General features: G+C 71.3%; 18 protein-coding genes. 11 read left to right on the top strand and 7 right to left on the bottom strand.

What is annotated here, in order from left to right:
* Positions 1-20: 20 nt before the first annotated feature.
* Positions 21-1,805 (bottom strand): glyoxylate carboligase, encoded by a 1,785-nt coding sequence (gene gcl, locus ACGFNV_RS40015; protein ID WP_393629701.1) that lies wholly within the window; start codon positions 1,803-1,805, stop codon positions 21-23.
* 208 nt (positions 1,806-2,013) lie between these two features.
* On the opposite strand from gcl, the gene ACGFNV_RS40010 reads away from it, so the two are divergent.
* The gene (locus ACGFNV_RS40010; protein ID WP_393629700.1) at positions 2,014-2,919 is read left to right on the top strand and encodes a hypothetical protein; all 906 of its coding nucleotides are present in this window, start codon (positions 2,014-2,016) and stop codon (positions 2,917-2,919) included.
* 86 nt (positions 2,920-3,005) lie between these two features.
* Positions 3,006-3,509 (top strand): GNAT family N-acetyltransferase, encoded by a 504-nt coding sequence (locus tag ACGFNV_RS40005; RefSeq protein ID WP_393629698.1) that lies wholly within the window; start codon positions 3,006-3,008, stop codon positions 3,507-3,509.
* 21 nt (positions 3,510-3,530) lie between these two features.
* Here ACGFNV_RS40005 and ACGFNV_RS40000 read toward each other — a convergent pair whose 3' ends face one another.
* Together ACGFNV_RS40000 and ACGFNV_RS39995 are read right to left on the bottom strand one after the other, a co-directional pair.
* Complete coding sequence (locus ACGFNV_RS40000; protein WP_393629697.1) at positions 3,531-5,144, bottom strand: AMP-binding protein; 1,614 nt, start codon at positions 5,142-5,144, stop codon at positions 3,531-3,533.
* The gene (locus ACGFNV_RS39995; protein WP_393629695.1) at positions 5,141-6,811 is read right to left on the bottom strand and encodes an AMP-binding protein; all 1,671 of its coding nucleotides are present in this window, start codon (positions 6,809-6,811) and stop codon (positions 5,141-5,143) included. The genes ACGFNV_RS40000 and ACGFNV_RS39995 overlap by 4 nt, the downstream gene beginning before the upstream one ends.
* Positions 6,812-6,975: 164 nt before the next feature.
* Here ACGFNV_RS39995 and ACGFNV_RS39990 point away from each other — a divergent pair, with 164 nt between their 5' ends.
* The 3 genes from ACGFNV_RS39990 (at position 6,976) to ACGFNV_RS39980 (ending at position 11,879) form a co-directional block, all read left to right on the top strand.
* On the top strand, positions 6,976-7,812 hold the full coding sequence (locus ACGFNV_RS39990) for a LuxR C-terminal-related transcriptional regulator (RefSeq protein ID WP_393629693.1): 837 nt from the start codon (positions 6,976-6,978) through the stop codon (positions 7,810-7,812).
* Positions 7,813-8,018: 206 nt separating this feature from the next.
* Positions 8,019-10,835 carry an AAA family ATPase gene (locus tag ACGFNV_RS39985; protein WP_393629691.1) on the top strand — a complete coding sequence of 939 codons (2,817 nt, stop codon included), beginning with the start codon at positions 8,019-8,021 and terminating at the stop codon, positions 10,833-10,835.
* Between the two features lie 252 nt (positions 10,836-11,087).
* Positions 11,088-11,879: a S1 family peptidase gene (locus ACGFNV_RS39980; protein WP_393629689.1), complete on the top strand. Its 792-nt coding sequence runs from the start codon at positions 11,088-11,090 to the stop codon at positions 11,877-11,879.
* A gap of 95 nt (positions 11,880-11,974) precedes the next feature.
* Here the strand turns inward: ACGFNV_RS39980 and ACGFNV_RS39975 are convergent, their stop codons facing one another.
* Positions 11,975-13,084 (bottom strand): winged helix DNA-binding domain-containing protein, encoded by a 1,110-nt coding sequence (locus tag ACGFNV_RS39975; protein WP_393629687.1) that lies wholly within the window; start codon positions 13,082-13,084, stop codon positions 11,975-11,977.
* A 111-nt stretch (positions 13,085-13,195) separates the two neighbouring features.
* Here ACGFNV_RS39975 and ACGFNV_RS39970 point away from each other — a divergent pair, with 111 nt between their 5' ends.
* A complete protein-coding gene (locus ACGFNV_RS39970) occupies positions 13,196-13,531 on the top strand; it encodes a hypothetical protein (RefSeq protein WP_393629685.1) in 336 nt (111 codons plus the stop codon).
* 24 nt (positions 13,532-13,555) lie between these two features.
* Here the strand turns inward: ACGFNV_RS39970 and ACGFNV_RS39965 are convergent, their stop codons facing one another.
* Together ACGFNV_RS39965 and ACGFNV_RS39960 are read right to left on the bottom strand one after the other, a co-directional pair.
* Positions 13,556-13,849: a putative quinol monooxygenase gene (locus tag ACGFNV_RS39965; RefSeq protein ID WP_393629683.1), complete on the bottom strand. Its 294-nt coding sequence runs from the start codon at positions 13,847-13,849 to the stop codon at positions 13,556-13,558.
* A 107-nt stretch (positions 13,850-13,956) separates the two neighbouring features.
* On the bottom strand, positions 13,957-16,533 hold the full coding sequence (locus ACGFNV_RS39960) for a GH32 C-terminal domain-containing protein (protein WP_393629681.1): 2,577 nt from the start codon (positions 16,531-16,533) through the stop codon (positions 13,957-13,959).
* 317 nt (positions 16,534-16,850) lie between these two features.
* On the opposite strand from ACGFNV_RS39960, the gene ACGFNV_RS39955 reads away from it, so the two are divergent.
* The 4 genes from ACGFNV_RS39955 (at position 16,851) to ACGFNV_RS39940 (ending at position 20,985) form a co-directional block, all read left to right on the top strand.
* Positions 16,851-17,867 (top strand): sugar ABC transporter substrate-binding protein, encoded by a 1,017-nt coding sequence (locus ACGFNV_RS39955; RefSeq protein ID WP_393629679.1) that lies wholly within the window; start codon positions 16,851-16,853, stop codon positions 17,865-17,867.
* 161 nt (positions 17,868-18,028) lie between these two features.
* Positions 18,029-19,042 (top strand): ABC transporter permease, encoded by a 1,014-nt coding sequence (locus ACGFNV_RS39950; protein WP_133932392.1) that lies wholly within the window; start codon positions 18,029-18,031, stop codon positions 19,040-19,042.
* Positions 19,039-19,875, top strand: a complete 837-nt coding sequence (locus ACGFNV_RS39945) for an ATP-binding cassette domain-containing protein (protein WP_393629677.1) — start codon at positions 19,039-19,041, stop codon at positions 19,873-19,875. The genes ACGFNV_RS39950 and ACGFNV_RS39945 overlap by 4 nt, the downstream gene beginning before the upstream one ends.
* A 78-nt stretch (positions 19,876-19,953) precedes the next feature.
* Positions 19,954-20,985 carry a LacI family DNA-binding transcriptional regulator gene (locus ACGFNV_RS39940; protein ID WP_393629675.1) on the top strand — a complete coding sequence of 344 codons (1,032 nt, stop codon included), beginning with the start codon at positions 19,954-19,956 and terminating at the stop codon, positions 20,983-20,985.
* Between the two features lie 53 nt (positions 20,986-21,038).
* Here ACGFNV_RS39940 and ACGFNV_RS39935 read toward each other — a convergent pair whose 3' ends face one another.
* The gene (locus tag ACGFNV_RS39935) at positions 21,039-21,830 is read right to left on the bottom strand and encodes a VOC family protein (RefSeq protein WP_393629673.1); all 792 of its coding nucleotides are present in this window, start codon (positions 21,828-21,830) and stop codon (positions 21,039-21,041) included.
* A 271-nt stretch (positions 21,831-22,101) separates the two neighbouring features.
* Between ACGFNV_RS39935 and ACGFNV_RS39930 the strand changes: the two genes are divergently transcribed.
* Positions 22,102-22,626 carry a hypothetical protein gene (locus ACGFNV_RS39930; RefSeq protein ID WP_393629671.1) on the top strand — a complete coding sequence of 175 codons (525 nt, stop codon included), beginning with the start codon at positions 22,102-22,104 and terminating at the stop codon, positions 22,624-22,626.
* Positions 22,627-22,643 lie beyond the last annotated feature (17 nt).

Below are 22,643 nucleotides of genomic sequence, written 5' to 3'. Positions count from 1 at the left end.
CCGACCCAGGCGTGGGCGTTTCAGACCTTCAGCGTCCTGATCGAGGTCGGCGCGTGGCCCGGCTCGGTCGCGAGTTCCTCGAACTCCACGACGTCGCCGATGTCGTTGGTCGTCGACATCGCGATGTTGGTGACGCGCTCCAGGATCACCTCGACGACGACCGGGACCCGGTACTCGGCGGCGAGCTTCTTGGCCTGCTCGAAGGCCGCGCCGAGCTCGTTCGGGTCGGTCACCCGGATCGCCTTGCAGCCGAGGCCCTCGGCGACCTTGACGTGATCGACGCCGTAGACGCCGAGTTCGGGCGCGTTGACGTTCTCGAACTCCAGCTTCACCTGGAAGTCGATGTCGAAGGCGCGCTGTGCCTGCCGGATCAGGCCCAGATAGGCGTTGTTGACCAGGACATGGACGTACGGGATCCGGTGCTGCGCCCCGACCGCCAACTCCTCGATCATGAACTGGAAGTCGTAGTCGCCGGAGAGCGCGACCACCGAGGCCTCCGGGTCGGCCTTGGCCACGCCCAGCGCCGCCGGGACGGTCCAGCCGAGCGGTCCCGCCTGACCGCAGTTGATCCAGTGGCGCGGCCGGTAGACGTGCAGCAGCTGGGCGCCGGCGATCTGCGAGAGGCCGATGGTGGTGACGTACCGGGTCTCGGGGCCGAAGGCCCTGTTCATCTCCTCGTAGACGCGCTGCGGCTTGATCGGGACGTCGTCGAAGTGCGTACGGCGCTGGAGGCGGGCCTTCTTCTCCTGCGCGGCCGCCGCCCAGGCGGAGCGGTCGGGCAGCACGCCCTCGGCCTTCAACTCCCGCGCCAGCGCGACGAAGAGCTCCAGCGCGGCCTTCGCGTCGGAGGCGATGCCGTAGTCGGGAGCGAAGATCCGGCCGATCTGGGTGGGCTCGATGTCGACGTGGACGAAGGTACGGCCCTCGGTGTAGACGTCCACGCGGCCGGTGTGGCGGTTGGCCCAGCGGTTGCCGATGCCGAGGACGAAGTCGGACTCCAGGAAGGTCGCGTTGCCGTAGCGGTGCGAGGTCTGCAGGCCGACCATGCCGGCGTTCAGCGCGTGGTCGTCGGGGAGGGCGCCCCAGCCCATCAAGGTCGGCACGACGGGTGTGCCGGTCAACTCGGCGAATTCGACGAGGACTTCGCAGGCGTCGGCGTTGATGACACCACCGCCGGCGACGATCAGCGGGCGCTCGGCGGCACGCAGCATGCCGAGCGCCTTCTCGATCTGGGCGGGGCTGGCGGCCGGCTTGTGGACGGGCAGCGGCTCGTACGTCTCCGGGTCGAACTCGATCTCCGTCTGCTGGACGTCGGCCGGCAGGTCGATCAGGACCGGACCGGGGCGGCCGGAGCGCATGAGGTGGAAGGCCTGCTGGAAGACGCCGGGCACCTGGGCGGCCTCCAGGACGGTCATGGCCATCTTGGTGACCGGCCTGGCGATGGAGGCGATGTCGACGGCCTGGAAGTCCTCCTTGTGGAGCACGGCGGTCGGGGCCTGGCCGGTGATGCACAGGATCGGTATCGAGTCGCCGATGGCGGAGTACAGGCCCGTGATCATGTCGGTGCCGGCGGGACCCGAAGTGCCGATGCAGACACCGATGTTGCCGGGGCGGGTGCGGGTGTAGCCCTCGGCCATGTGCGAGGCGCCCTCGACATGGCGGGCGAGGGTGTGGTGGATACCGCCGGAGGCCCTGAGGGCGGCGTAGAACGGGTTGATCGCCGCGCCGGGGACGCCGAACGCGTCGGTCACACCCTCGCGCTTGAGGATCTCGACTGCCGCGCGGGCAGCGGTCATACGAGCCATGGAGTACTCCTGCTTCGGCTGCCGGATGGGCTCTCCGTCGCGCCCCGCGATGAGCACTTCCGTATAGTGGAAAATAACTTCTACCATCTGGAAGAAATGTAGGTGCGGGGGCGGAGACCGTCAAGAGTCGGCCGAAGGATGCGGTGAGGGTCGGCCGAAGGGGGCCAAGGGACGGACAGGCGGGGGTTTCGTGGGCGACGATGGGGCCATGTCCGAGAGCGTGTCCGTACGCTGCCCGGCCTGTCGGCGCGAGCATCTCTACGCCGCTCCGACGTACCCGTGCGTGTGCGGCGTCCCCGTCCATCCGCCGCTCGACACCACGGGGACGGCCACGGCGGTCACCCACCAGGTGTGGGACGAGCAGTGGCTCGCCGTGCGCTGCCCGGCCTGCGGCCGCCGCGACGAGTGGCCCCGCCCGGAACTCGGGTGCCCGTGCGGGACGATACTGAGGGTCCCGGTGACGGGCCCCGGCCCCACGACCGAGACCGGCTCCCCCGACGCCACAGCCGAGCCCCGGCCTGCCGGCACCACGGCCGAGGCCCTGCCCTCCGGCTCCGCGACCGAGGTCCCCTCCCCGACCACTGCCAACACCGGGCCCTCGGGCGCCCCGGCGGACGCCCGGCCCCCGGACACCACGGCCGACGCACCGCCCCCCGGCACCACAGCCGACGAACCGCCCCCGACCACGACCGACACCCGGCCCCCGGGCGCCCCGGCCGCACCGGTCCGCGTGCCCCGGGCGCTCCAGCCGGTCACGATCCGTACCGCCCGTGACGCCGTCACCGCCGCCGCGCTGTACCTCCGGAGCCTCGGGTACCAGAACATACGCCGGGCCGACCAGCGCCCCCCGTCCGGCATCGGACTCGCCGCCCGGGGCCTGCTCGCCCAGGTCGACCCGGCCATCCGCCCCGCCTCCCTGCGCGACGTGGAGTGCCTGTGGCTCACCGCCATGACGGAGTCCGCCGCCTGCGTCTACTTCTCCCTCGCCGGCTACACCGCCGCCGCCCGCGCCCGCGCCGACGGCCTGGACATCCCCCTGTTCGTCCTCGACCTCTCAGGCGTCCCGCAACCGGTGAACGCCCCTGCGGGACGGCTGGACGCGACGGGGGCGTAACGGGCGATGCGCGAATCCCCTGGTGGGACGCCCTCCGGCCACAAAACCAGGCGACGCCCGCCCCAGCCCGCCCCGATACTCGGCCCATGCGCATCCGCCCCGCCGCCTCCACCGAACTCCCCGCTCTCCAGGACATCGAGCGGGCCGCCGGCGCGGCGTTCCGGGAGCTCGGCATGGTGGAGATCGCGGAGGACGAGCCGCCGACGGTGGACGTGTTGGAGCGCTTTCGCAGGGCCGGGCATGCCTGGGTGGCCGTCGGTGAGGGGGATCGACCGGTGGCGTATCTGGTCGGGGAGCCGGTGGACGGGGCGTTCCATGTGGAGCAGGTCTCGGTGCATCCGTGTGCCGCCCGCCGGGGCGTGGGCCGCGAACTCATCGAGCACGCCGACGGCCAGGCCCGGGCCGAGGGGCCGGCCGGGCTGACGCTGACCACGTTCAGGGACGTCCCGTGGAACGCCCCGTACTACACCCGCCTCGGTTTCCGCATGCTGCCGGAGGCCGACCTCACCCGCGGCCTGCGCGCGATCCGCGCCGCGGAGGCCGAGCACGGCCTCGACCGCTGGCCGCGGGTGTGCATGCGCAGAGGATGAGAGAGCCGGGCGGGGGCGCGCTCAGTCGGCGTACGTCTCCCGTAGCTCCACCTTTCGCACTTTCCCCGACACCGTCATGGGGAACGACTCCAGGATCCGCAGCCTGCTCGGTGCCTTGTAGTGCGCCAACTGCCCCTCGCAGTAGGCGCGCAACTCCTCGAGGGTCGGCGGGTCGGCCGGGTCGTGTGGGATGACGCAGGCGAGGACCTCCTCGCCGTACCGCTCGTGGGGTACGCCGACGACCTGGACGTCCCTGATCTTCGGGTGGCCGTAGAGGAACTCCTCGATCTCGCGGGGGTAGATGTTCTCGCCGCCCCGGATGATCATGTCCTTGATGCGGCCGACGATCTCGACGTACCCGTCCTCCCGCATCACCGCGAGGTCGCCCGTGTGCATCCAGCGCCCCGCGTCGACGGCCTCGGCGGTCTTCTCGGGCTCGTTCCAGTAGCCGAGCATCACGCTGTAGCCGCGGGTGCACAACTCGCCCGCGCTGCCGCGTGGTCGGGTCACTCCGGTCGCCGGGTCGACGACCTTCACCTCGATGTGCGGGAGGACACGGCCGACCGTGCCCGTGCGGTGTTCCAGGTCGTCGTCCCTGCGCGTCTGCAGGGAGACGGGGGACGTCTCGGTCATGCCGTAGCAGATGGAGACCTCCTCCATGTGCATCTCGGCGACCACCCGCTTCATCACCTCCACCGGACACGGCGAGCCCGCCATGATGCCGGTGCGCAGGGAGGAGAGGTCGTACGCGGCGAAGTCGGGGAGGTTCAACTCCGCGATGAACATGGTCGGCACGCCGTACAGCGAGGTGCAGCGCTCCTGCTGGACCGCCTCCAGTGTGGCCTTGGGCTCGAAGGACGGTGCCGGGATGACGATGCAGGCCCCGTGGGAGGTCGCTCCCAGATTCCCCATCACCATGCCGAAGCAGTGGTAGAAGGGCACCGGGACGCACACCCGGTCCTGCTCGGTGTAGGCGACCAACTCGCCGACCCAGTAACCGTTGTTGAGGATGTTGTGGTGGGAGAGCGTGGCTCCCTTCGGGAAGCCGGTCGTCCCCGAGGTGTACTGGATGTTGACCGGGTCGTCGCAGCTCAACTCCGCCGCGATCTCCGCGAGTCGCTCCGGCGGCACCGAGGCGGCGCCCGCGGTCAGGGCGTCCCAGGAGGGGTCCCCGATGTAGACCGTATCCCTCAACTCGGGGCACTTGCCGCGCACTTGGTCCACCAGCGCCCGGTAGTCGCTCGACTTGTGCGTGAGCGAGGCGATCAGCACCGAGATGCCCGCCTGCTTCAGCACGAACTCCAACTCATGGGCGCGGTAAGCCGGGTTGATGTTCACCATGATCACGCCGAGGCGGGCGGTGGCGTACTGGACGAGGACCCACTCGGGACAGTTGACCGCCCAGATGCCGACGCGGTCCCCCTTCTCCACGCCCTTGGCGAGCAGCCCGCGCGCCACCTCGTCGACCGCCGCGCCGAACTCGGCGTACGTCCAGCGCCGCCCGGACGGCACGTCGACGAGGGCCTCGCGGTCGGGGTGCGCGGCGATCGCGCGGTCGAGGTTGGCGCCGATGGTGTCGCCGAGCAGCGGGGTCCCGCTCGTGCCGTGCGTGTACGACAGGTCGGTCGTCGTCATCGGAAGTCCTCCTCGCGGTACTCGTTCGCCGAGCCCGCGGCCGTGGCCTCGCGCAGCTCGATCCGGCGGATCTTGCCGGAGACGGTCTTGGGCAGGGGCGCGAACTCCAGACGGCGGATGCGCTTGTAGGGGGCGAGGACCTCGCGGGAGTGCTCGAACAGCACCTTCGCGGTGTCGGCCCCGGGCTCCCAGCCCGCGGCGAGGACGATGTACGCCTTGGGGACGGCCAGGCGCAGCTCGTCCGGTGCGGGCACGACGGCCGCCTCGGCCACCGCCTCGTGCTCCAGCAGCGCGCTCTCCAGCTCGAAGGGGCTGATCTTGTAGTCGGAGGCCTTGAACACGTCGTCCGCCCGCCCCACGTACACCAGGTATCCGTCGGCGTCGCGGGTGCCGATGTCCCCCGTGCGGTAGTAGCCGCCGGCCATCGCCTCCGCCGTACGGTCCGCGTCGCCGTGGTAGCCGGTCATCAGGCCGACCGGCCGCTCCGACAGGTCCAGCGCGATCTCGCCCTCGACGGCGCCGGGCGCGCCGGAGACCGGGTCGAGGAGCTCGATGCGGTAGCCGGGGCTGGGGCGCCCCATGGAGCCGGTCTTCAGCGGCTGGCCCGGGCTGTTGGCGATCTGTACCGCCGTCTCCGTCTGCCCGAAGCCGTCCCGGACGGTCACGCCCCAGGAGCGCCGGACCTGCTCGATGACCTCGGGGTTGAGCGGTTCACCGGCGGCCACGACCTCGCGCGGCGGGGTGCGCAGCTGGGTCAGGTCGGCCTGGATGAGCATGCGCCAGACGGTGGGCGGCGCGCAGAAGGTGGTGACGCCCGCCCGGTCCATCTCGGCCATCAGCCGGGCCGGGTCGAAGCGCGTGTAGTTGTGGATGAAGACGGTCGCCTCCGCGTTCCACGGCGCGAAGAGGTTGGACCAGGCGTGCTTGGCCCAGCCGGGTGAGGAGATGTTGAGGTGCACGTCGCCGGGCTCGAGGCCGATCCAGTACATGGTCGACAGGTGCCCGACGGGGTACGAGGTGTGGGTGTGCTCGACGAGCTTGGGCCGGGCGGTGGTGCCCGAGGTGAAGTAGAGCATCAGCGGGTCGTCGGCCAGGGTGGGGCCGTCGGGCAGGAACTCCGGGGAGGCGGCGTGGGCGTCCTCGTACGGCTGCCAGCCCTCGGGGACTCCGCCGACGGCGGTGCGGGTGTAGTCGCCGGGCACGTCGTCGAACTTCGCCGCGTCCTCCGCGCGCACGATCACGTGCCGCACCCGGCCGCGGGCCACGCGGTCGCGCAGGTCGGCGGGGCCCAGCAGCGGGGTGGCCGGGATGACGACGGCGCGCAGCTTCATCGCGGCCAGCGCGGTCTCCCACAGCTCGGCCTGGTTGCCGAGCATCACGAGGATGCGGTCCTCGACGCCGACCCCGCGCTCGCGCAGCAGGTTGGCGACCCGGTTGGAGCGCTCGGCCAGCTCGGCGAACGAGAGCAGGGTCTGCGAGCCGTCCTCCTCGACGATGTGCAGGGCTGTGCGGTCGTTGCCGTCCGCGATGACGTCGAACCAGTCCAGTGCCCAGTTGAAGTGCTCCGGACGCGGCCAGGCGAAGCCCTCGTAGGCCGTGGCGTAGTCCTCACGGTGGGCCAGCAGAAAGTCCCGCGCCCTGCGGAACTGCTCCGTCGCCGTCGTCATCTGTCCTCCGATTTTCTGGCCGGCGCGCCCTTGCGGCTCGCTTCCGGATCGTTGCCGGACCATTGCCGGGCGGCTCTCTGTCATCGTGTAATCCGTGATGCAGGTCTCACTACCCCCATACGGGGGTGTGGGTCACGAGTCGGCCGCATCGAAAGGGCGAACAGGTGACAGCGGACGCGGCCGGGGTGCCGGAGATGCAGGGTGCGCTGGCCCGGCTGCGCCGGACGACCGGCCTCCCGATGGCCTTCGGTGGCCTGGTGGGCGCCGGACGGCAGCAGATGCGTATCAGCGAACTGAGCGGCAACACCACGCTCGCGCTCAGTACCGTCACGGTGACCTCGGGGAACGGCCTCGGCGGCAAGGCGGTGGCGCTGGCCCGCCCGTGCGCGGTGACCGACTACTCGCTCTCACGGCAGATCAGCCACGAGTACGACGCCGCGGTGGCCGCCGAGGGGCTGCGCTCGGTGCTCGCGGTGCCGGTGGTGGTACGGCGCCGGGTGCGCGGGGTGCTGTACGGCGCCCTGCGCACGGCCCAGCCGCTGGGCGACCGCGCGCTGTCGGCGGCCGTGGCGGCGGCGCGGGACGTGGAGCAGGCGCTGGTGGTGCGGGAGGAGGCGGGGTCGCTGCTGACGGCGGTGCGGACGGAGCCCGTCCGCCGGGACTCTGGCCCGGGGGCCGCCTGGGAGCAGGTGCGGGAGGCCCACGCGGCCCTGCGGGCACTCGCCCCGCGCATCGCCGACCCGGCGCTGCGGGCCGAGCTGCTCGCCGCCTGCGGGCTGCTGTCGGGGGGCTCGCCCACGGCGGGAATCAGCCTCGCGCCGCGCGAGGTGGACGTGCTGGCGTGTGTGGCGGAGGGGGCGACGAACGCGGTGGCGGCGCAGCGGCTGGGGCTGCGCGCGGAGACCGTGAAGGGGTATCTCAGGTCGGCCATGCGGAAGTTGGGGACGCACACGCGCGGGGAGGCGGTCGCCGCCGCGCGCCGGGCGGGGGTGCTGCCGTAGTGCCGGGTGGAGGGGGCGCCGTAGCTGTGGGAAGGGGGCGTCGTACGACCTTCCGGGGCCCCAGGGGCGACGACTTTTCATTCATTCACGCAGGCTTTGAATTTCCCTATGCCCCGACGTTGTTATTTGCCTCACCACGCCGTACGTCCTAATTCCAAAGGAGGATTGCCTAATATTGGCCAGGACACGACATACGGAGGGGAGCGGTGACCGTGCGACGGGAGTTCCAGGAGCCTGCGGGATGCCGCCCCGACCTGGTCATCGGCAGGGACGAGCTGACGACGGCGGCGCGTGAGCAGCTCGCGCGCGGCGGCAGCGTGCTGCTCCACGGCCCCGCCGGAATAGGAAAGTCGACCGTCCTGCGGGCATTGGTCGCGGAATACGCCGATACGGCACGGATTGTGTTGCGCTGCTCGGCGACCGAGTCGGAATCCCATCTCCCGTTCCTGGCCCTGGCCGACCTCCTCGGACTGGTCGTCGGCGAGGTCTCCGACCAGTTGCCCCCCGCCCAGCGCACGGCCCTGGAATCGGCGCTCACCGGACGCGGCGAGTCCACCCTGCAGAGCGACGGCCTCGCCCTGCGGCTGGCCGTGCTGTCGGCGCTGCGCGCGCTCGCCGCACACGGCCCCGTCCTGATCGTCGCCGACGACCTGCAGTGGCTGGATTCGGCCAGTGCGGAACTCCTCGGCTTCGCCGCCCGCCGCCTCGGCGACACCCCGGTCCAGCTGCTGTGCGCGGTACGGACCGAGGGGCAGGAGTACGACCGCCATCTACGCGCGTCCCCGCCGGACACTCTGGCCGTACGGCTCAGTCCGCTCTCCCGTGTCCAGGTCTCCGCGCTGCTCGACCACCGCGGCTACACCGACCTGCCGCGCTCCACGGTCCGCGACATCCACCGCACCAGCGGCGGCAACCCGCTCTTCGCCCTGGAGCTGGGCCGCGCGCTGGCGGAGAACCCCACCCCGCCGCGCCCCGGCGAGCCGCTGCCGGTGCCCACGTCCCTGCGCGCCCTGGTCCTCAGCCGCCTGGACATGCTGTCGGACGAGGCCCGCCGCACCCTCCTCGTGGCCAGCGCGGGCGCGCGCCCGACGCTGGCGCTGCTGCACGCGGCCGGGCTGGAGAACGCCGAGGCGGACACCGCGCAGGCCGCCGCGCTCGGGCTGCTGGCGACGGAGCCGGAGGGTCCGGCCCTGCGGTTCGCGCATCCCCTGATCTCCGCGGCGCTGTACGCGGAGGCGAGCGCGCAGGAGCGGCGGACCGCGCACGCGGCGCTGTCCACGGCCGCCTCCGACCCGATCGAGCGGGCCCGGCACCTCGCCCTGGCGACCACCGGAACCGACCCGGAGGTGGCCGCCCGGCTCGCCGAGGCCGCCGCGCTGGCCCGGGACCGGGGTGCCCCCTCGGTGGCGGCCTCGCTCGGGCTGCTCGCCGCCCGGCACACCCCGGCCGACGGTGAACCCGGCCCGGACGAGCGCCGGTTGCAGGCGGCGGAGGACGCGATCACCGCCGGTGAGGTGGACCTCGCCCGGGACATCGCGCGCGAGGTGCTGACCCGGGCGACGGTGCCCGCCGAGCGGGTGCGGGCCTGGGAGGTGGTGATCGAGGCGGCCGGGCAGTCCCTGGGCGACGTCGACGCCGTCTTCCCGCAGGTGCTGGCCGACGCGGGCGACGACCCGCGGCTGCTCGCCCTGGTCCACTACCGGCTGGCCTGGCGCGGCCTGGTCGTCGTCGGCGACTTCGCCGAGGCCCGTCGGCAGGCCGCGCACGCGGCGGAGCTGGCCGCGCGCGGCGAGGACCGCCGCACCGAGCTGATGGCCCTGTCCCTCCAGGCCTCGACCGAGACCCTCATGGGCCACCCGGACGCGCCCGCCACCATCAAACAGGCGTTGCGCGAGCCGCAGGACCCCTACGTGGCGTGCCATCACAACGGCGTCGGCGTGGCCCGGTTCCGCTGGCTGCTGATGAGCGACCAGCTGCCCGAGGCCCGTACGACCATCACCGCGCTGCTGCGTGAGGTGCAGCGGCGCGGCATGGTCGAGAGCGAGGTGCACTTCCAGCGCTTCCTCGCCGAGACCGAACTGCGCTCCGGGCACTGCGGTCGCGCCCTCGACCTGGCCCGCGAGTCCCTGCGGCTGGCCCGGGACTCCGGGATCGGGCTGGGCGCGTCGGCCATGCTCACCTCCCTCGCGGAGGCCTCCGGCGGCGACGTGGACCGGGCGCTGGCGCTGGCCCGGGAGGCGGTCGAGCGCGCCGAGGAGGACGGCGACCAGATGTACCTCTCACGGGCCCTGGCCGCCCTCGGTTACGCCCAGTCGGTGGCCGGCGACGCGGCGGGCGCGGTCGGCTCGCTGCGCCGGGTACGGGAGCTGGAGCTGGGCCTCGGCATCACCGACCCGGCGCGCGGCCGCTGGCAGGGCGACCTCGCCGAGGCCCTCGTACGGATCGGGGAGCCGGGCGAGGCCCAGGACGTGATCGACGTGACGCGCGAACGCGCGCTGCGGCTCGGCCGGGAGAGCATCCTCGCCGTGCTGGACCGGGCGGAGGCGCTGGTGCGGGCGGCGCGCGGGGAGCACGAGGAGGCACTGGCGCGGCTGACGTCCGTACAGGACCGCTTCGCCAAACTGGGCTACGGCCTGGAGGAGGCGCGGGCCGCGTTCGCGCTCGCCCAGCTGCGCACGCGGCAGCCGGGCCCGACGTCGTACGACGAGTCGGCGCGGCTGTTCCGGAGGTGCCGGGCGCTGCCCTGGCTGCGTCAGGTGGACGCGGCGACGACCGCGGTCCAGGCACCGCCGGCCGCCGTTCCCGAGCGGGACACCGCGTCGGGCGCGCTGGAGGGGCTGGCCTCGATGGAGCGTCAGGTCGCCGCGCTGGTCATGGAGGGCGCCACCAACCGGGAGATAGCCGCGCGGCTGTTCATCAGCGTCAAGACGGTCGAGGCGACGCTCACCCGGGTCTACCGCAAGCTGGGGATCCGTTCACGGGTGGACATCGTCCGACTGGCGGCGGGGCGCCGGGCGCAGTGAGGGCGGCGCGGGGTCGACGCCCTCGCGACAGGCAACCCGTTCTCGCGGGTTTCCCGGAGGGTCACCGAGGGTTTTCCCTTCCCGACTCCCTGAGGCGGTAGGGGGTTCCCTCATTGGGATCCGGTGTGCCGGGCCATAGCGTTTGGGACGTGCCGCTCGCCCGGGCACACGGGGGTCGGTCCCGCGACCCCCGTGCACCACCCCCCACGCCCGTGCGACCCCCCACCGGCAAGACCCCCACTGAGGAGACTCATGTTCGGGCTCACCCGTGCCAAGAAGACCGCGGCGGTCCTGGTCGCGACCGCCGCCGCGGCCGCGACCGCGATCGCCGGTGCCCCCACCGCCGTCGCCGCGCCCCAGCCGATCGTGGGCGGCACGACCACGACGACGACCGCGTACCCGTTCGTCATGCAGATCACGGACGCCTCGCAGGACCAGTTCTGCGGCGGCACCCTCGTCTCCCCCACCAAGGTGGTCACGGCCGCGCACTGCATGGTCGACGAGACCACCAGCAGCGTCCGGGTGGTCGGCGGGCGCACCTACCTCAACGGCACCAACGGCACGGTCAGCAGGGTCAGCAAGATCTGGATCCACCCGAGCTACACCGACGTCACCAACGGCGACGACGTGGCCGTCCTGACGCTGTCGACGTCGATGCCGTACACCACGGCGAAGTACGTCTCCTCCTCGAACACGTCCGTCTACGCGGCCGGCACCACCGCCCGCATCCTCGGCTGGGGCACCACCTCGGAGAACGGCAGCTCCTCCAACCAGCTGCGCACGGCGACCGTGCCGATCGTGTCCAACGCCGGCTGCGGCAGTTCGTACGGCTCCGACTTCGTCGCGAGCGACATGGTTTGCGCCGGATACACCTCCGGCGGCACAGACACCTGCCAGGGCGACAGCGGCGGTCCCCTGCTCATCGGGGGCGTCCTGGCAGGGATCACTTCTTGGGGCGAGGGCTGCGCGCAGGCCGGTTACCCGGGTATCTACACCCGGCTGACCACCTTCTCCAGCCTGGTGACCGCACAGGTCAACTCGTGACCCGGAAGAATTCCTGAGCACCCCTCAGGTGAGATACCAGGGGGCGCTGCGAGCCTCCACGAGCGGCCCGCAGCGCCCCCTGTCCATGCACCGGTTCACTGTCGTACGACGGTCCCGAACCGGATGTCGTACGCGTTCCCCGGATGCATCACCGCGAGCATCCGCTCCGCCTCCTCCCGCACCTCGTCCCGCTGGGCCTTCGTGAAGTGACCGAAGGGCTCGACGACCAGGGCGTCCTCCTCCAGCTTCCACACGCCCGCCAGGAAGCCGTCGACGAGGAGGGTGGAGTACGCGAGGTTCCCCTGCCAGCTGCGGCCCCGGTACTCCTCGGGGACCACGCGGGTGCGGTCGGCGTGGGAGAGCAGCAGGTTGTCGAACTCGGGGAGGAAGCGGGGCGGGGCCGGGGTGCCGGGATCGGGGCGCGGTGCGTCGGGGAGGTCGAAGAGCTCCACGCCGCCCGTGTCCCGGAAGGTGACCAATCGCGGGCGCAGCCGCTCGAATGCGGCACGCAGACGGGTCAGACCGGACCAGGTCTGCATGTCCTTGACGGAGGCGGGTCCGAAGGCGGCGAGGTAGCGCAGGACCACCGTGTCCGGGGCGGGCGCCTCTTCGCCGGCGCGGCCGAGCCAGTGCTCCGCGGTGGTGAGCGCGACCTGACTGCTCCTGCCCCACAGGCCGCGCGGGGTGACCTGGACCAGCGGCAGCCTGCAGCGCGCGGCGATGGCGAGGGCCTGCGGATCGGCGTCCGGCCACTCGGTGAGCAGGGCCTCGCGCAGTTGTCTCATGGTGCGCGGCTCGGCCTCGACGAGGTCGCGGGCGAGCGCGGCGAGCCGGTCGAGGTCGACGCCCACGAGCCCCTTGCGGAAGATGCCGATCTCACGGTCCCGGGCGGGCTGGACCAGCGGCCGCAGGGCGAGACAGTCGTCGGCGGTGTGGGTGTGGATGGTCGAGCGCAGGGTGACGATCCGGACGACCCGGCGCTCCGCCATGAGCCCGGACAACTGCTCGGGGGCGAAGGCGTCGAGACGGGCGGCGAGGGCGTAGTACGGCGGCTTCACGTTCTGCGCCTGGAGCCCGACCAGGTGGGTGACGGCCGCCTCGGCGCTCAGCGTCGAGCGGCGCAGCAGCAGTTGCCGGTCGAGGGTCGCGCGGTTCAGGGCGCGGGCGTCGAGCACGGGGGCCGTCCCGGACGTCGTCTTCGTCATGCGGAGCACGTTAGCGGGGGTCGCGGACAGGGGGTGTCCGCAACTCTCCGAGCCTCTGAAGCTCCTCAAGTCGCTTGGCGGGGGCCGGACATGACCGCCACGATGATCCACATGGCAGGGATTACAGGACTGAACAAGAAGCACAACCATGTGCTGCTCATCCGGGACGCGGACCTCGTCGCAGCAACCTTGCGGCAGGCGCTGGCGGACGCCTCGCCCGAGGAACGCCCGGGCCTGGAACGCGCCGCCGCGCTCGTCGAGTCCACCGCCGCCGCCACCGACGGCCGGCTGCGCGCCCACTGGGTCCGCTCCCGGCTGGCCTCGGTCGGCTTCACGGGAGACATCACCTCGATGAGGGCGATCAAAGCGCTGCGCCAGGCGGAGCCCGGGCTGAGCCTGTTGGCGGCGGTGGAACTCCAAAAGGAGGCACTCGCCCACCCGGAGTGATCCGGCGGCCCGGATCCGGGGTCCTCAGGTCACCGGGTCGAGGAAGGTCAGCACCGAGGCGTCCTCCTCGATCAGCGGGGCGAGGGCGGTGTTGAAGGGGCCGCCGTAGGGGGCTTTCAGGTGGGCCTGGAAGGCGTCCTCGTCGCGGTAGGCCTCGAAGATCCAGAAGGCGCGCGGGTGGGACGTCTTGGTGTAGACCTCGAAGGCGAGGTTGCCCTCTTCCTCGCGCACCTTCCGGGCGTAGTCCAGGATCATGCGGGCGACCTCGTCCTGCGCTCCCTCGCGGGCGGTGAACTCGGCGAGCAGGGTCTTGTTCACGGTGTGGTGTCCTTCGTGGTGGATTCGGTCGGGGCGATCTGGGCGACAGGGGTGATCTGAGCGAGCTGGACGATCTGGGCGGCCTGGGCGGTCGTTTCGGTGCGGGATCAGTCGCGGTAGGAGTCGAGGTGCCAGACGCGGGCCCGGTCCAGCCTCACCGAGCCGTTCTCCGCGAAGACCTGTACTCCCTGGGCGGCGGGGTCGGGGAAGACCTGGTCGGTGATCACGGCCTCCCCGCTGCCACCGAAGACCTCGACGGACGACCAGTCGACGAGGATCCGCAGCCTGACCTTGCCGTTCTTCGCCTTCAGGGGGGCGGTCTGGACACCGGGGAAGGTGCTGTTGAAGTCCACGGCTCCGGAGTGGGTGCGGTCGACGTACAGCTCCTGTGCCGTGGTGTCGTAGCCGATGACGGTCTCCTCTCCCCCGGCGCCGGTGCGCACCTTCAGGCCGAAGCGTTCGGCGTCTTCGAGGGAGAAGGTCGCCTCGATGTCGAGTGCCCTGCCCCGGGCCGCGGGGACGGTCAGGGGCTTCGAGGTGCTGGTGACGGTGACGCCGGTCGCCGTCGCGGGGCTCTTGTGCCGCAGGGACTCCAGGCTGTCGACCGGCGCACTCGTCAGTCGTGTACGGCCGTCGACCGTGCGCAGGGCCATCTCGCGCGGGACGCTCTGCGCGCCGCGCCAGGGGGAGGTGGGGACGGCGCCGCCGTAGTCCCAGTTGTTCATCCAGCCGATCATGTACCGCTTGCCGCCGGGAGCGTTCTCCCAGGACACCGCCGCGTAGTAGTCCTTGCCGTAGTCGGCCCAGTCGGCGCGCTGCGGGACGGACCTGGCGGGGGCGTCGGCGGTGGTGAATCGGTCGGCCAGGATGTGGCCCCAGCCCGCGGTGTTCATGTCGACGATCTGGAGGCGGGCCTTCTTGCCGGCGTAGGGGCGCAGGTCGAAGGAGGCCCAGTCCAGGGTCTCGCTGTTGGAGCCGGTCGCGCTGCGGACGACCTGGCCGTCGACGACCAGGTTGACGGACGTCTCGCGGGAGACGGGCCGGGCCTCGGTGTCGGACAGCATGATGTGGTCGACGTTGAGGTGGCCCCAACCGCCGGTGTTGTCGTCGACGATCCTGATCCGCGCCTTCTTGCCGGCGAGGTCGCTGACGTCCCAGGAAGCCCAGTTGAGTGCCTCGGCGTCCTGTCCGGTGGCGCTGCGCGCCACTTGGCCGTCGACGAGGAGTTCCACGGCGGTGGGGTCGGCGGAGCCGGCCGGGTGGTGGCCGCCGCCGATGAGGAGGTTGATGTGCTTCTTGTCGACGGTGAATTCGGGCGAGGTGAGGGTGCCGGTGGTGGAGTCGCCGTTGCGGTAGGTGTCGACCAGGCCGCTTCCCAGGAAGCCGGAGACCTCCTGCTGGTCGGGGAGGGTGCCGGTGGCCGGTGCCGAGCCGAAGGCGTCGCCGGTCGTTGTCCAGTCGCCGTAGGTGCCGCCCTCGAAGTCGGCGAGGACCGTGCCCTCGGGCGGGGGTCCCTGCTCCATGACGGTGCCGGGCTCGTGCGGGTGTCGTCCACCGCCGACCTTGAAGTTCAAGTAGCGGCTGTCCACGGTGAATTCGGGGGAGGTGAGGGTGCCGGTGGTGCCGTCGCCCGCGTGGAAGCTGTTGGCGAGGCCCTTGCCGTCGAAGCCGTCGACGGTTCCCTGTCCGTCCAGCGCCCCGGCCGCCGGTCCCGCGCCGAACGCGGTGCCGGTCGTGGTCCACGTACCGAAGTCGGTGCCCTCGAAGTCCTGCGTCACCGTGCCGGCGGGCGGGGTGTAGGTGCCCTTGTCGTCGGCGGTGAACTTCTTGCCGTCGAAGTCGCCGACGAAGTACTGGGCGGCCGAACCGCCCGCGATGCCACCGGGGTTGATGTTGACGACCAGGACCCACTTGATCCGGCTCTTGTCGCCGTCGACCGCGAGGGGGAACAGGTCGGGGCACTCCCACACGCCGCCCGTCGCACCGGCCGGCCCGAACTCGCTGAGCAGGTCCCAGTCCTTGAGGTTCTTCGACGAGTAGAAGCGCACCTTGTGCTCGGTGGACAGCGACACCGTCATCAGCCAGCTCTTCGTCGGCTCGTACCACTGGACCTTGGGGTCGCGGAACTCCCTGGAGCCGATGTCGAGGACGGGATTGCCGTCGTACTTGGTCCAGGTGCGGCCGCGGTCGGTGCTGTAGGCGAGTGCCTGTGCCTGTACGCCGGTGGACTTGTTGTGACTGGTGTAGATCGCCACCATGGGCGGGTTCTTCCTGGTGCCGAAGCCGGTGCTGTTGTTCCGGTCGACGACCGCGCTGCCGGAGAACACCATCTCCGTGTCGTCGTGCGACAGGGCGAGCGGCAACTCCTTCCAGTGCACGAGGTCCTTGCTGACCGCGTGCCCCCAGGACATGTCGCCCCAGGAGTTGCCGTTCGGGTTGTACTGGTAGAAGAGGTGGTACTCGCCCTCGTAGTACACGAGCCCGTTGGGGTCGTTCATCCAGTTCTTCTGCGGGGTGAAGTGGAACTGGGGCCGGTAGGTCTCGGTGTACGGCGGGTCGTCCGCGGCGGCGGCCGGGGCGGACAGCGGGGTCGCGGACAGGGCGCCCGCGGACAGGGCGCAAACCGTCGCCACCGCCGCGATCATCCGGGTGCGGGCACGGCGGGGTACACGTGCAGAGCTCATGGTGTCTCCGAAGAACGCCTGCCGGGAATGTCATCGTTGACTTGTGTCATCGATGACATCGAGTGGCCCGATGATGGAATCAATCCGTCCCGCACGTCAACAGGTGGGGCGCGGCGCGCTCGGGCGACGGGCAGGATCCGGGGGGATTGCCGCGAGCGTTGCCGATTTGTGACGAGTGCAAGGCATTGACGTTTCCGGGAAACGGAGTCCATCATCCTCGCCATGCAGTGTCAACGATGACATAAGTCAACGATGACACCTCGGGACGGCATGCTCCGATGCCGGCCGCGCCGCTCGTAATCCCGCAGGAGTCGTTCATGTCTCGCACCCCTCGTCTTCCCCTCTCCCTCCTCAGAGTCGCCGCGTGCACGGGCATCGCGGCCCTCACCCTGACGGCCTGCGGTTCCGGCTCCGGATCGGGTTCCGCGAGCACCGGTTCGGGCGAGGTCAAGGTGGGTCTGATCACCAAGACCGACACCAACCCGTTCTTCGTGAAGATGAAGGAGGGCGCGGAGAAGTCCGCCAAGGAGAACGGCGCCCAACTGGTCACCGCCGCAGGCAAGTTCGACGGCGACAACGCAGGTCAGGTCACGGCCATCGAGAACATGGTGGCCTCCGGGGTGAAGGGCATCCTGATCACCCCGAGCGACTCCAAGGCCATCGTGCCCGCGATCGAGAAGGCCAAGGCCAAGGGCGTCATGGTCATCGCCCTGGACACGCCGACCGAGCCGGAGAGCGCGGTCGACGCCCTCTTCGCCACCGACAACCTCAAGGCCGGCGAGCTGATCGGCGAGTACGCCAAGGCGGCGATGAAGGGCAAGACCGCCAAGATAGCCGCCCTCGACCTCGCGCCGGGCGTGTCCGTCGGCGTCCAGCGCCACAACGGCTTCCTGAAGGGCTTCGGCGCCACCGACAAGGACGTCGCCTGCGCCCAGGACACCGGCGGCGACCAGTCCAAGGGCCAGACGGCGATGGAGAACTGCCTCCAGAAGGAGCCCGGCATCAACGTCGTCTACACCATCAACGAGCCCGCCGCCCTGGGCGCCTACACCGCGCTGAAGGCCAAGGGCCGCGAGAAGGACGTCCTGATCGTCTCCGTCGACGGCGGCTGCACCGGCACCACGGCCGTCAAGGACGGCAAGATCGCCGCCACGTCGCAGCAGTACCCGCTGAAGATGGCCGCCGAGGGCGTCAAGGCCGTCGTGACGTACGCCAAGGACGGCAAGAAGGCGTCCGGTTACACCGACACGGGCGTCACCCTGATCTCCGACAAGCCGCAGGACGGGGTCACGTCGAAGGACACCGCCTACGGCCTGGAGAACTGCTGGGGCTGAGCCGCCCCCGGAGCTGTTCGACGCCGTCTTTCCCCTCAGCGGGCGGCCGGCCCCTCCTCCCCGACCGGGGACGGCCGCCCCCTCGTCCTCTTCGCCCTCTTCGCCTCGTTGCCGTCCGGCAAGGACGGGCAAGGGCTTCTGTCTTCCGACAAGGACTCCGCATGACTGCCACGTCCACGCCACCGTCGACGTCCACGCCGTACGCCGAGCTCAAGGCACCGACCACGGCCCGCCGGCTGCTCACGGCACCGACCACCGGCCCCCTGGTCGCCCTCCTCCTGGCCTGCGCCTTCTTCTCCTTCTCGACCGACCAGTTCCTCACGGGCGGCAACTTCTCGCTGATCGTGCAGCAGGTCATGGTCGTGGGCACCCTCGCCATCGGACAGACCCTGATCATCCTCACGGCGGGCATCGACCTGTCGTGCGGTGCCGTGATGGCGTTCGGCAGCATCGTGATCGCGAAGATGGCCGCCGAGGGCTCCGTGCCGCCGCTCGTCGCCATCGCGCTGGGCCTGGTCGTCTGCGGCGGCTTCGGGCTGCTCAACGGGCTGCTGGTGCAGAAGATCCCGCTGCCGCCGTTCATCGTCACCCTCGGCATGCTCAACGTGGCCTTCGCGCTGACCCACATCTACTCCGAGGAGCAGACGGTCAGCAACCTGCCCGGCCCGCTGACGGCCCTCGGCGAGACGTTCCCGCTCGGCCACACCGACATCACCTACGGCTCCCTGGTCACCATCGGCCTGTTCCTCCTCCTCGCCTACGCGCTGAGCAGCACCGGCTGGGGCCGCCACGTCTACGCGCTGGGCAACAGCCAGGAAGCCGCGCGCCTGAACGGCATCCGCACCTCCCGGCTGACCATCGGCGTCTACACCACGGCCGGCCTTCTCTACGGCGTCGCCGCCCTGCTGCTGATCTCCCGCACCGGCGTCGGTGACCCGCAGGCGGGCCAGACCGACAACCTCGACAGCATCACCGCCGTGGTCCTCGGCGGCACCAGCCTCTTCGGCGGGCGCGGATCGGTCCTGGGCACCTTCATCGGCGTCCTCATCGTCGGCGTCTTCCGCAACGGCCTTCAGCTGATGGGTGTCGCCTCGATCTACCAGACCCTGATCACCGGAATCCTGGTGATCCTCGCGGTGACCGTCGACCAGATCTCCCGGAAGAAGGCCCGATGACCGCCACCTCCTCCCCCACGCCCGTGCTGCAGGCCCGCGGTCTGGTCAAGCGCTACGGCCATGTCACCGCCATCGACGGTGCCGACTTCGACCTGATGCCCGGCGAGGTCCTCGCCGTCATCGGCGACAACGGAGCCGGCAAGACCAGCCTGATCAAGGCCCTCACCGGCGCGGTCGTCCCCGACGAGGGCGAGATACGGCTCAACGGCGAACCCATCCAGTTCTCCGGGCCGCAGAGTGCCCGCGCCCACGGCATCGAGACGGTCTATCAGGACCTGGCCGTGGCCGCCTCCATGGACATCGCCTCCAACATGTTCCTCGGGCGCGAGCTCCGCCGTCCCGGCGTCCTCGGCAGTGTCTTCCGCATGCTGGACAAGAAGCGCATGCGTCAGGAGGCCGCCGAGCACATGGCCGACCTGAAGATCGGGCTGCGCTCGCTCACACAGTCGGTCGAGACCCTCTCCGGTGGCCAGCGGCAGGCCGTGGCGGTCGCCCGTTCCGTCGCCTGGGCCCGCAGCGTCGTCGTCATGGACGAACCGACCGCCGCCCTCGGCGTGAAGGAGTCCGGTCAGGTTCTGGACCTCATCCGCCGCGTCCGGGACAAGGGCATGCCGGTCGTCCTGATCAGCCACAACATGCCGCACGTCTTCGAGATCGCCGACCGGATCCACGTCCACCGGCTGGGCCGGCGGGCCGCCGTGATCAAGCCGTCCGACTACTCCATGGCGGAGGTCGTCGCCATCATGACCGGCGCGCTCACCGTCGACGAGGCCGGCGGTACTGTCGTAGCGGATTCCGAGGCGGCGAAGGCCGCGGGAGTCCAGGCCGGCTGACGGCACGACCCCGAAACACTCACAGGTTCCGGCCGGGGCCGCGGCCGGAACCGACAAGCACAGGAGACTGGTTGCTCCATGGCAGCGAACCGCCGCCCCACCCTGGCAGACGTCGCCCGCGAAGTGGGCGTCAGCGCCAAAACGGTCTCCCGGGTCCTCAACGAGGACGGTCCCGCCTCGGCGCAGACGAGGGAACAGGTGCTCGCCGCCGTGGCCAAGCTCGGCTTCCAACCGAACCTGATGGCCCGCAACATCCGCGTCGGCGGACCCGACACCACGATCGGGCTGGTCGTCCCCGACCTCGGCAACCCCTTCTTCGGAGCCGTGGCCCGGAGCATCGAGGACACCGTCCGCGACCGCGGCCTGACCCTGCTCATGGGATCCTCCGCGGACGATCCCGGCCGTGAACGCGCGCTGACGGACACGTTCCTCGCCCGGCGCATCAGCATCCTGATGGTCGTGCCGTCCGTCGGCGCGGACCACGCCCACCTCAAGACGCATCGCGGCGCGGGCCTGCCCATCGTCTTCCTCGACCGTCCGGCGGTGGGCCTGGCCACGGACAGCGTCGTCAGCTCCAACCGCACGGGCGCGCACGACGGCGTCGCCCACCTGATCGCCCACGGACACCGACGCATCGGCTTCGTCGGCGACCTTCCCACCAGGCTGTACACGCGCCGCGAGCGCCTGGCCGGCTACCGCGCGGCCCTGCAGGAAGCGGGCCTGCCCCACGACCGCTCGCTGGTCACCAACGCCCATGACCAGCACGGGGCTTCGGCCGCCACCTCCCAGCTCCTGGGCCTGGCGGATCCGCCCACCGCCCTGTTCGCCGGCAACAACATCGTCGCGTTGGGCATCGTCACCGAGCTCGCCCGCAGCGACCGCAAGGACGTCGCGGTCGTCGCCTTCGACGACGTGGCGCTCGCCGAGGCACTCGAACCGGCCCTGACCGTCGTCGCCCAGGACCCCGAGGAGATCGGCAGGACGGCGGCCACCATTGCCCTGGCCCGCCTGGACGGCGACCGCTCCCGCACCCGCACGGTCACCGTCCCGACGCGGCTGATCGTTCGGGGCTCGGGCGAGCGCCCTGCTCCGGTTCTGCAGGAAGCCTGATCCGGCGTCCCCCGGAAGCCTGATCCGGCCTCCCCGTGGAACGCGGCGGGGCGTCAGCGCTGGGCCGGTGTGAGCACCACGAAGTCCGCGTTCGACGGGTCGAGACAGACAGCCAGCCGGCCCACGCCCTCCGCGTCCGCCGGTCCCATCTGCACGCTGCCGCCGTTCTCGGTGACCTTGGCGACCGCGGCGTCAGAGTCGGCGACGGCGAAGACCGGGTGCCAGTAGGGCCGCCCGTTCGTCAGGGAGAGGTCCTCCGCGCGGAGCTCCATGAGGCCGCCCTGCATGCGCTCCTCGGGAAGCCCGGCGGGGGTGATGAGGGTGTACGTGCCCCCGCCGCCCGGCAGGTCCATGTCGTTGAACTGCCAGCCGAAGACATCCCCGTAGAACTCCCTCGCGCCCGCGGCGTCGCTGGTGTACAGCTCGGTCCAGGACAGCGAGCCGGGCTCGTCCGCCAGTTCGAAGCCCGCGTTCTGCCCCGGCTGCCAGGCGGCGAACTGGGCCCCCGCCGGGTCGTTGTACTGCGCCATCCGGCCCCACTCGCCGAGGTCTCTCGGCGCCACCCGCACCGTGCCGCCCGCGCGCTCCACGGCCTGGGTGGTGGCGTCCGCGTCGGTGACGGTGTAGTAGATCATCCAGGCCGAGCGCGCGCCCTCCTCGGTGAGCTTGCCGAGGCCGGCGACGATCTTGCCGTCCTTCCGGAACATCCCGCCGTCCATGCCCTCGCCCATGGACTCGTACTCCCAGCCCAGCACCGCGGCGTAGAAGGCCGCGGCGGCCTGGACGTCAGGGGCTCCCAGGTCCAGCCAACAGGGGGTGCCGGGGGTGAGGTCAGTGGTGATCACGACGATGCCCTTTCGCAGATCCTGTGTTCGAGATCAGCTCTGTGACAACAGCGTGACACCCGGCACTGACAATCGCGCGTCGGCCGGCGCGCGGTGCGACCCGGTCAGGAGCCGTACGTGCCGGTGCGGCGCGGGAGGCGGCCGGAGAGGCGGTGGTGGGCGGCGCAGAGTATCGCCGCCTGGAACAGGGCGCCGATGACGACCCGGGCGGCCTGAGCAGCCGTACCCGAGTCCGCACGCGCGGCTGACCGGGCGAGGCTGCATTCGTGCTGTGGGCCATCCCGGTGTCCAGCAGTCGGTCCTCCAGGCCATCGGCGACACCCCCTGGTGCGGCTGCGTGACGTCGTACCGGACGGGGCCGCGCAGGTGCTGGTCACCCCTGTCGCTCGTGTCGTCGGACGCGTTCGCCCCCGCGCTCACCGGCTACGAGGAGCTGGGCCGGGAGATCCTGCGGCAGACGCGGAGCAGCGGTGTGACCGTGGACGTCTTCTGCGCGGGCGTCGGCACCGGCGGGATGCTCGCCGGGGTCTCCGGGGCACTGCGCGGGGACGGCGGCGGTACGCGTGTCGTCGATCTCGAGCCGGCCTCCTCTCCCATGCTGACCGCCGGCACGGCCGGTCCTCGCGTCGAGGGCCTCGCCACCCGGCGCGAGGGGGTCTTCACCGGCACGTCCGGTGCCCTCAACGTGGTCGGCGCGGTCCGGCTGGCCGGCGAGACAGGTGGAGGGCACACGGTCGTGACGGTCGCCCCGGACACCGGGCTCAAGTACCTCATGGGTGATCTGTTCGGCGGCTGAAGCCGTCGCTCGGGGAG

Origin of the sequence: Streptomyces sp. NPDC048751 (assembly GCF_043198595.1) — a bacterium.
Classification (GTDB): domain Bacteria; phylum Actinomycetota; class Actinomycetes; order Streptomycetales; family Streptomycetaceae; genus Streptomyces.
The sequence above is the reverse complement of the archived record's forward strand: the minus strand, read 5'-3'. Positions and strand labels throughout refer to the sequence as shown.

Excerpts from the sequence above, each read along its gene's own strand:
- ACGFNV_RS40005 (WP_393629698.1), top strand. The coding sequence starts at position 3,006 with ATGCGCATCCGCCCCGCCGCCTCCACCGAACTCCCCGCTCTCCAGGAC.
- ACGFNV_RS39970 (WP_393629685.1), top strand. The coding sequence starts at position 13,196 with ATGGCAGGGATTACAGGACTGAACAAGAAGCACAACCATGTGCTGCTC.
- ACGFNV_RS39955 (WP_393629679.1), top strand. The coding sequence starts at position 16,851 with ATGTCTCGCACCCCTCGTCTTCCCCTCTCCCTCCTCAGAGTCGCCGCG.
- ACGFNV_RS39960 (WP_393629681.1), bottom strand. The coding sequence starts at position 16,533 with ATGAGCTCTGCACGTGTACCCCGCCGTGCCCGCACCCGGATGATCGCG.
- ACGFNV_RS39975 (WP_393629687.1), bottom strand. The coding sequence starts at position 13,084 with ATGACGAAGACGACGTCCGGGACGGCCCCCGTGCTCGACGCCCGCGCC.
- ACGFNV_RS40000 (WP_393629697.1), bottom strand. The coding sequence starts at position 5,144 with ATGACGACGACCGACCTGTCGTACACGCACGGCACGAGCGGGACCCCG.
- ACGFNV_RS39950 (WP_133932392.1), top strand. The coding sequence starts at position 18,029 with ATGACTGCCACGTCCACGCCACCGTCGACGTCCACGCCGTACGCCGAG.
- ACGFNV_RS40010 (WP_393629700.1), top strand. The coding sequence starts at position 2,014 with ATGTCCGAGAGCGTGTCCGTACGCTGCCCGGCCTGTCGGCGCGAGCAT.
- ACGFNV_RS39945 (WP_393629677.1), top strand. The coding sequence starts at position 19,039 with ATGACCGCCACCTCCTCCCCCACGCCCGTGCTGCAGGCCCGCGGTCTG.
- ACGFNV_RS39980 (WP_393629689.1), top strand. The coding sequence starts at position 11,088 with ATGTTCGGGCTCACCCGTGCCAAGAAGACCGCGGCGGTCCTGGTCGCG.
- ACGFNV_RS39995 (WP_393629695.1), bottom strand. The coding sequence starts at position 6,811 with ATGACGACGGCGACGGAGCAGTTCCGCAGGGCGCGGGACTTTCTGCTG.
- ACGFNV_RS39940 (WP_393629675.1), top strand. The coding sequence starts at position 19,954 with ATGGCAGCGAACCGCCGCCCCACCCTGGCAGACGTCGCCCGCGAAGTG.
- gcl (WP_393629701.1), bottom strand. The coding sequence starts at position 1,805 with ATGGCTCGTATGACCGCTGCCCGCGCGGCAGTCGAGATCCTCAAGCGC.